The 8902-nt window shown below is 38.4% G+C and carries 9 protein-coding genes; 3 read left to right on the plus strand and 6 right to left on the minus strand.

Going from position 1 to position 8902, the window contains the following annotated elements:
- Nucleotides 1-186 precede the first annotated feature (186 nt).
- Nucleotides 187-873 (minus strand): M48 family metallopeptidase, encoded by a 687-nt coding sequence (locus tag BCG07_RS03915; protein WP_243533261.1) that lies wholly within the window; start codon nt 871-873, stop codon nt 187-189.
- 275 nt (nt 874-1148) lie between these two features.
- On the opposite strand from BCG07_RS03915, the gene BCG07_RS03920 reads away from it, so the two are divergent.
- Nucleotides 1149-3320 (plus strand): MHYT domain-containing protein, encoded by a 2172-nt coding sequence (locus BCG07_RS03920; RefSeq protein WP_286888788.1) that lies wholly within the window; start codon nt 1149-1151, stop codon nt 3318-3320.
- An 8-nt stretch (nt 3321-3328) separates the two neighbouring features.
- On the plus strand, nt 3329-4321 hold the full coding sequence (locus BCG07_RS03925) for a response regulator (RefSeq protein ID WP_243533257.1): 993 nt from the start codon (nt 3329-3331) through the stop codon (nt 4319-4321).
- On the opposite strand, the gene BCG07_RS03930 is transcribed toward BCG07_RS03925, so the two are convergent.
- A complete protein-coding gene (locus tag BCG07_RS03930) occupies nt 4318-4758 on the minus strand; it encodes a VOC family protein (RefSeq protein WP_203983967.1) in 441 nt (146 codons plus the stop codon). The two genes, BCG07_RS03925 and BCG07_RS03930, sit on opposite strands and share 4 nt — an antisense overlap.
- A 1-nt stretch (nt 4759) precedes the next feature.
- Nucleotides 4760-5491: an HD domain-containing protein gene (locus BCG07_RS03935; protein ID WP_375277067.1), complete on the minus strand. Its 732-nt coding sequence runs from the start codon at nt 5489-5491 to the stop codon at nt 4760-4762.
- A 64-nt stretch (nt 5492-5555) separates the two neighbouring features.
- Between BCG07_RS03935 and BCG07_RS03940 the strand changes: the two genes are divergently transcribed.
- Nucleotides 5556-6746 carry a class I SAM-dependent methyltransferase gene (locus tag BCG07_RS03940; RefSeq protein WP_010557560.1) on the plus strand — a complete coding sequence of 397 codons (1191 nt, stop codon included), beginning with the start codon at nt 5556-5558 and terminating at the stop codon, nt 6744-6746.
- A gap of 15 nt (nt 6747-6761) precedes the next feature.
- Here the strand turns inward: BCG07_RS03940 and BCG07_RS03945 are convergent, their stop codons facing one another.
- The 3 genes from BCG07_RS03945 to BCG07_RS03955 all read right to left on the minus strand — a co-directional run.
- Entirely contained in the window at nt 6762-7058 is a 297-nt protein-coding gene (locus BCG07_RS03945) for a PilZ domain-containing protein (RefSeq protein ID WP_039036718.1), read from the minus strand.
- Between the two features lie 8 nt (nt 7059-7066).
- A complete protein-coding gene (locus tag BCG07_RS03950) occupies nt 7067-7447 on the minus strand; it encodes a response regulator transcription factor (RefSeq protein WP_286888793.1) in 381 nt (126 codons plus the stop codon).
- A gap of 75 nt (nt 7448-7522) precedes the next feature.
- Nucleotides 7523-8902, minus strand: a 1380-nt coding sequence (locus BCG07_RS03955; protein ID WP_286888795.1) for a DUF3418 domain-containing protein, incomplete at its 5' end; no start/stop codon positions are given.

The following is an 8902-nucleotide window of genomic DNA, read 5'->3' on the forward strand; positions in this document are numbered from 1 at the left end:
TCCTATATTCCTATATTCCTATATTCCTATATTCCTATATTCCTATATTCCTATATTCCTATATTCCTATATTCCTATATTCCTATATTCCTATATTCCTATATTCCTATATTCCTATATTCCTATATTCCTATATTCCTATATTCCTATATTCCTATATTCCTATATTCCTATATTCAAATTAGCTTAAAACACCCACTGTAAACTTGTTCCGTTTGCTTTTAGCCAATCTGATGCAATTTTATGATCAGGAAAAAATGCCTCTACTCTAGCCCAAAAGTCCTTACTGTGGTTTAAATACTGCAAATGAGCAAGTTCATGCACAATTACATAATCAATCATGGCATGAGGAGCCCCTATTAGGTGTAAATTAAAAGTTAGTTCTCGCCTGCTGTTGCAACTCCCCCAACGGCGTTTATATATAGCAATACTTAATTTTTGAGGCAATTCTTCTTTCATTATTTTGCAATAATAGTTGATACGCATTTCAATATACGCCGCCAACTTCTCTTCTAAATACTGTTTAATCAAACTTTCGTATTTACCATTGTAATTTTTTACTCTAGTAGAGTGTGTTACTAACAAAACATTATTGTGTTCTTGAATATCAGATAATGAGCTTTCTAAAAAACTTAATTTAACCCAGTCAGAAAATATCTTAATTTTATTATGGATAAGGGGATACTGCTTAAGATCGACTGCATTAAGCTGCTTTTTTAATTGTGCTTCAATCCAGGGTTGCTTTTCAAGTAACCAGCTATCGATTTGTTTTTGGGCAACATAATGGGGGGCATATACAGTGACAGATTGATCATGAACCTTTATAGCGACTGTTTTTCTTCGTTTACTTTTTTTTAGTTGGTAATCAAACACTGTTTTCTCTCATTGACCTAATTTTAAGTATTCAATACAAATATTTATGCGCTAACCTGATGCAACCCTATTTTGGTTATCATCTGTGTCATTCATATGATAGCAAAATGCTTCTCTATCAGTTTGACAAAATAAATATAAAAAATAATAACTTGAAAACTATACGTTAAAAAATTGAATCAAACTCATTTTTTATACCGCTCTAGTTAATTAAGTATTTATTTATATGATGAATATATTAAACTGGCTACCTAAAGACTAATTTTTGAGCCAATATGCTATCTGCATTTTTTATTACAGACCACGACCCTAGCCTAGTAGTTAACGGCGTTTACGACCCTCTTTTAGTATCTATATCTGTTTTAATAGCAATATTTGCTTCTTTTTTTACAACCCGATTGATTGATTTAGCCAAAGAAACAAAATTTCATAATTATGAACGCCTAGCAAAGTTTACTGCCGCTGCTATATTTTCAGCCGGTATTTGGAGTATGCATTTTATCGGTATGCTGGCCTTCTCGCTCTGCACAAATATTAAATACGACCCAACAATAACTATATTGTCTTTTCTTCCTGCTTTTTTTGCTTGCCTATTTGCAATTTCTATTTTAATTAACAATAAAGCGAGCTTCAAAATACTTGGTTTATGTTCTGTATTATTAGGCGCAGGCATTGGCACAATGCATTATAGCGGCATGGCCGCTATGGAGTTGGCTCCTTTATTACGCTACGACCCACTTATGTTTGTTTTATCAATATTTGTCGCAATAGCACTTTCTTTTATTGCTCTTTATAGTCGATTTAACTTAGATAAATTTTTCCCTACATTAACGCCTCTACAAAGCCGCACCATAAGCGCAATTATTTTGGGCCTTGCTGTTGCAGGAATGCACTATATGGGCATGGCAGCAACCCGTTTTGTTGCAACTTCGCCACTGCTATTCGATGATATTAACGCATCCGCCGGTCTTACATTTGTCGCAATTGCTGTTGCTACAGCAACGGTTGCTATTACAAGCGTCGTGGCGGTTATTAACGGAATGGTTCGTTATAAAATGTTGCTAGAAGAAAAGTCTGCCGATGAGTCTCGCCTGAATGCCATACTCGAAACAGCCATCGATGCCATAGTAACGATTGATCACAGAGGGCATATTTTAAGTTTTAATGCCTCAGCCACACATATTTTTGGCTGGCAAGAACATGAAGTAAAAAACAAAAATATAAAAATGTTAATGGATGAAAAGCTCGCTAAGCATCACGATGAATACCTCTCTAATGCAAAAGATGTTAACTCAAACAAGGTGCTCGGTGTAAACCGTGAAATTTTTGCAAAACACAAAGAAGGCCATCTTTTTCCTATTAGAATAGGCATTGGTGAAGTTAACCAGCCAGGACAAACCCCACTTTATGTTGGTTATATCACTGATTTAACCGAACAACGTGAATTACAACGCAGCCTTGTTGAAAAAGAGCAAAAATACCGTTCTTTAATAAACAATATGCCGGGTGCTGTATTTAGATGTAGGCTAGATGATAATTGGAGTATGTTATTCATAAGCCCAAGTATTTTAGAGTTAACAGGTTATCAATCAAATGAATTTACTGAGCATTGCTTAGAGTTTAACGACCTTATTTTAAAAACTGACCAACAGGCAGTAATAGATGCAGTAACTTCAGCAGTTAAAGAAAAGCGCCAATATTCTATCGAATATAGAATTCGTCATAGAAATGGTAAAGTTTTATGGTTATTAGACCAAGGTAGTTTTTACTTTAATAATAAAGACGAAGCTCAGTGGATAGATGGCGTGCTTATTGATATCACCGAGCGTAAAGAGTACGAAGAGAAGCTCGAAATAGCACAAACAGATCCAAATGCAAAACACATCGATTTTAAAAAAGGATTAGCGTTATGGGGATCGAAGTGTAAACAGCTGACTGAAATCACTAAATTTATTAAAGACAATGACAAACGCTTCGACACACTTATAAACGAGCCTCAGCTAAACACTCAAAATAGCTATAGTTTAATACACACTTTAAAAGGGATTGCTGGAAACCTTGGTCTTATTGCACTAATGAGACTTTTATCCAATCTAGAGCAAGCTATTAAACAAGGTGAGGACGTTGATAATATTTTACAATCAATAAAAGCTGAACTGTCTGTTATTTCTCAATTGTTAACGACAAAAGAATGTGATCAAACTGATAAACCTGAAAGTAAAAACAATGTAGTGTCAATTGATGAATTAACACAGCTGTGTGAAGCACTTTATGACTCAGCACAAAACGCTGAATTAAACGATAATGCATTGACGAACCTGCAAACGTTTTCAGGTGAACCCTTTTCAGATGACATTGCCGCAATAGCTGATGCATTTGATGAATTTGATTTTGAAAATGCGATTCTCAAATTAGACACATTGATAAACAAACTAAACGATATATGAGTATATAAATGATTTTTGCTACACACAGACCTCGGGTTTTAATTGTTGATGATGAGCCTGCGAACCTTAAGGTTATGCGAGAAATACTGGGCAATCAGTACCGACTGTCCTTTGCAAAATCGGGAGAAGCAGCCTTAACATTGCTTGAAAAAGAATTACCCAAACTCATTTTACTCGACATAATGATGCCACATATGAATGGGTTTGAAGTATGTGAACACGTTAAACGTAATCCAAAAACCGCACACATCCCCATTATTTTTGTCACAGCCCTTGGTGACGAGAGCGATGAGTATAAAGGGTTTGAATTAGGTGCGGTCGACTACATAACCAAGCCAATAAGCCCTGCTATTGTAAGAGCGCGTGTTAAAACACACCTTTCTTTGGTACAAGACGAGCAATTAAAGCAAGCACATATAGATTTAGTTCAGCGCTTGGGGCGTGCCGCAGAGTATAAAGATACCGATACGGGTGAGCACATAGTTCGTATGAGCCAGTACAGTAAAGTTCTTGCGCTAGGTATTGGCATGTCAGAAAATCAAGCAGAGCTTCTGCATCAGGCAGCGCCTATGCATGATGTTGGAAAAATAGGTATTCCCGATGCAATTTTATTAAAGCCCGGAAAGTTATCAGAGCAAGAATTTGAACACATGAAAGAGCATGCCTTAATTGGCGCAAAAATTTTAGCTAATTCATCTTCTCCATTGCTTCAACTCGCGCACACATTGGCAATAGAGCATCACGAAAAATGGGATGGAACAGGTTACCCTTACGGTTTAAAAGGCGATGAAATTTCAATCGAAGGTAGAATTGTTGCTGTTGCAGATGTATTTGATGCACTCACATCTAAACGCCCATATAAAGACGCGTGGAGTGTAGAGAAAGCAGTTGCTCATATGAAAGACCAAGCAGGTAGCCACTTTGACCCAGCTATTATTGATTTATTAGTTAATAAACTAGACGAAATACTCAATATCAAGCAAAGCAATCAAGAGCGTTAACTCTTTTTAGCACTGTGCGAGCCCTGCTCAACAGATGGGTAAAACATCTTGATATGTTCATAATCATGAGATGTTATTTCATGGCTATTACCGCTTTCATCTTTAAAATATATTGAGAACGTAACACCGTGGTCGGCTAATACTGTTTTTATGTCCATTGATTTGAAGTGCGCAAGCCACGCTATAAATTGTTCTCCAGTAGCACCAAACGCAATTCCTTTGCTGCGAACTTCACCTTCAAACAATGCTAAGCGTGTTGTGGTATTTTGGTCTTGGAGTGTTAAAGGCCCTTTGCCTGTCTCGTCCCAAAACGCAAGCTCCTCAACTACTTTAAAACCAAGTACTTTTTCATACCAAGTCACTGCATTCGAAAGATTATTTACGTTTATGTGGCAGTGATCAACCCCCGATAATAAAGGCATTGTTTTGTTGCTCATATTACTCACCAATCTCTGACTTTAACTGCTCTAAAAATGCATGCATATAATGAGTGCGTCTTTGCGCTTCAGCTTTAGCTGACGGCGTGTTCATACTCTTAGCAATATTTAAAAGTTTTATAAAAAAATGATCTAAAGTAAATTTTTTATCGTCAGGCTCTCTAGTTGTACAAAAAGGATCATCAGGGCTGTAAAGTAAGCGCCCTATAGAACCCCCTACTTTCATGCAACGGCTAACACCAATGGCACCAAGAGCATCCATTCTATCTGCATCTTGTACTATTTGCGCCTCAAGCGTTTTAATTTTAATGTTAGCACTAAAGCTATGTGCCGCTATTGCATGATGAATTTCTTCAAACAAGTTTGCGTCATAACCTAAGCCTTTTAAAAACCCAATCGCTTTATCGGCTGCCATAGTCGATGCTTTGGCTCTGTCAGGGTGATTTTTAGCCACTGCGACACAGTCGTGTAACCATGCTGCAGGCAAAACAATCGCCATATTGGCATTTTCAGCTTCACAAAGTTGTATTGCCACTCTAACCACACGTTCTATATGGGTAATATCATGAGCAACATCAGCATGTTTAAGCGATGTAATAAAGTCACGACATTGCCCAGAGAGTATTTGTAATGCGGGAGATAACGTGGTTTCTGCCAAGGTAGTTTCCAAAAATTTATTAACATATTGAATTAGTAATACTTTACCGCGCTTTATAGGCTTCATGCAAAACATTCATTGTATGTTGCCCCTGCCTTGACTAAAATACAGCGCTTATTTAATACAACCGAGAAGCCTTATGTCATCTGCCGTTTATCTCCAAGCTGGTCGCGATAAATCATTAAAAAGAAAACACCCATGGTTATTTTCAAAAGCCATTAAAAAGATCAAAGGTAAACCGGGACTGGGCGATACGGTAACTATTCACGACAGTGAAGGTAAATATTTAGCAACAGCAGCCTATAGCCCGCATTCTCAGATCCGAGCGCGTGTTTGGAGCTTTGACGAAAAAGAAATTATAGATCAACACTTTTTTGAGAGACGCTTACGCCGAGCACTTGAAGCTCGTAGCCAAGTAATTGAAGAAGGTGGATTAACTGGTTACCGATTATGTGCCGCAGAGTCTGATTACTTACCGGGTGTTACAATCGATAAGTTTGATAATGTACTTGTATGCCAACTACTAAGCGCAGGTGCAGAGCGCCACAAAGGTGAAATTGTAGGCGCACTGATGGCTATATTTCCAGGCAGCAGTATTTACGAGCGTTCAGACGTCGACGTACGAACAAAAGAAGGGTTAGAGCCAATTAAAGGGATACTCTGGGGCTCAGAGCCAACGCAGCCAGTGCTTATTGAAGAAAATGGTTTAAAGCTTGAGGTAGATATTTTAGAAGGTCATAAAACCGGGTTTTACCTAGATCAACGCGATAGCCGTGCAGCACTTGAGCGTTTTTCAAAAGATAAAACTGTTCTTAACTGCTTTAGCTACACAGGGACATTCTCACTTTATGCGCTGCGTGGTGGCTGTACACATGTTACCAACGTTGACGTATCACAACCGGCACTCGATACCGCAAAACGTAATGTTGAGCATAATAATTTAGATTTAAATAAAGTCGATTTTGTTAAGCAAGATGTTTTTAAACTTTTACGCCAGTACAGAGACGAAGGTAAACAGTTCGACACCATTGTTATGGATCCACCTAAATTTGCCGACAACAAGGCACAGCTAACAGGTGCATGCAGGGGCTATAAAGATATCAATATGATAGCCATGCAAATATTAAAGCCAGGCGGCACACTATTAACATTCTCTTGCTCGGGCTTAATGGAACAAAACTTATTTCAGAAAGTAGTTGCAGACGCAGCACTAGACGCGGGTAAAGACTTGTTAATAATGGAGCGTTTAAACCAAGCAGCTGACCACCCAATTGCGGGCAGCTACCCTGAAGGCTTTTACTTAAAAGGGCTTATCTGTAAAGTTTATTAATTAACATTTAATTGGTTAATTAAACTCTATTATCTCAAGCCCTGCCGTAATCGTGCCATCATCTTCTTTGCTGGCACGTATTACCTTAGCGGTCGCTTTTAAAGGGGCAATACTTGGATGAGTTGATGCAATATCAACAGACAAAAGTGTATCTGGTTCTAATAAATCATCTAAATGTAGTGACAATCCCGTTGCACTTAAGTCTACGCATTCAGCAGTGTAAGTTAAGCCGGCAACCGGCTCAATAGTTGTAAGCATTGCAGTAGCGTTTACCTGCATACGTCTATAGTTTCGTTTATCTTCTGTGAACATAATTCCCTCTAAACTATTGTGTTTATTTGCTCTAACAGTGCACTTATGGCAAACGGTTTGACTACATAAGCATCACAACCGGCGTCAAAACCTGTTTTCTTCTCAAGCTCAGACTCAAGGCCTGACACCATAACCACAGGAATGTTTTTAGTTTCTGGCGTATGTTTTAGCATTCTGCATGTATCATAGCCATCAAGGCCTGGCATACATACATCGAGTAAAATAATGTCAGGAGGATTGGCAATTGCAGACGCAAGACAATTCTGACCAGAGTCAGCATAACTAACGACAAATTTAGACTCTAGTGCAGGTTTAAGCATTTCGTAATTAAAATACTCATCATCTACAACTAATAGTCGTTTTGTTTTAGGTTCAATCACCGAGGACATGCTTATGTCGTTTCCTTCTCAAAACAAAAATAAATCCTACCTTTAAGGTACTAACCTTCTTGATAAATGCAAGCATTATTCAACTTCTTTTATAGCATTTAAAATTCGTTTAGACGAAATAGGGTAAGGCGTTCCTAGCGTTTGTGCAAATAATGAAACTCTTAGCTCTTGTTGCATCCAAAATATAGCTTCTATCTCGCTGGGTATTGGCATACCTTTGGGTATTTTATTAGTCAGCTTTTTATACTCAGCTGCCACTTTATCAAGCTCAAGTACACACACTCTGTCTCTGTTTGGGTCAACAGGGAGCTTTTCTAATCGCTTTTGAATCGCTTTCAAATAACGAATTAAATCAGTCAGCTTAGTCGCACCATGTTGACTAACAAACCCTTTAAAAATTAACGACTCAAGCTGAGACTTAATATCGCCATGCGCAGTGATCATGGTCAAATCAACCCGCCCTTTCATTTTTTTATGTAGCGCATGCGCAATGCTAAGAACTTGTTCAACGTGAATAGCTATATCGACTACAGCGTCACCTAGCTCGCCACGTATTTCTTCTTTTACACTTTCAAACTCACTGCTCGTTCTAATATCGCCATATTTGAGTAATAAGCTATCAACACCCGCGGCAATACAATCATTAATTAAATCGGCTATTTTTCCAAAAGGATTAAAGTACAATCCCAACTTAGCCTTATTAGGCAGATTTTGCTGTAAATATTTAATAGGTGAAGGCACATTTAATAATACCAATCGGCGAAGGCCTTGCTGGTGTGCAATCTGTGCCTTTATTTCGTTATCAAATAGCTCAACCGCAGCACTTGATTTTTTATCCACCAGCGCTGGATACGCTTTTATTTCGTACTGGCCTTGCTTTTTAACGTAAGACTTAGGTAGTTCACCAAAGTTCCATTGTGTTAAGTCTGCTTTTTCTATACCGTCATCCGCAACTTTAGAAAGTGTTTCGGTTACCTCTCCTTGAAGCTCTGCTTTGAGCTTCGCAAGGTCTAGACCGCGAGCCAGTAATTTATTGTGCTCATCGCGTACTTCAAAATGTAAGCGTAAATGAGAAGCAAGTGATGTTAAATCCCACGCTTCAGGATCAACGCGTACACCGGTCATTCTCAACAAACGTGTGGTAAGTGCGTCAAGCAACGTGCCTTGCATCGGCTCTACCGCCGCAATAACAGCATCGGCATAATTAGGAGCGGGCACAAAGTTACGTCGAAGTGATTTTGGTAGCGATTTAATCAAGCCACTAACAAGTTCGTGCCTAAACGCAGGGATATGCCAATCAAAGCCGGTTTCTTGCACTTGATTTAATAAGGCAACGGGTATTTGCACCGCAACACCATCAACCGCTTGACCTGGATCAAAGTGATACGTAAGCGGTAATATTAAATTATCTTGCTGCCATGTATCTGGGTAATCAAACTCTGTAATACTGTTTGC

It is taken from the genome of Pseudoalteromonas sp. ESRF-bin5 (genome assembly GCF_002632075.1).
Classification (GTDB): Bacteria; Pseudomonadota; Gammaproteobacteria; order Enterobacterales; family Alteromonadaceae; genus Pseudoalteromonas; species Pseudoalteromonas marina.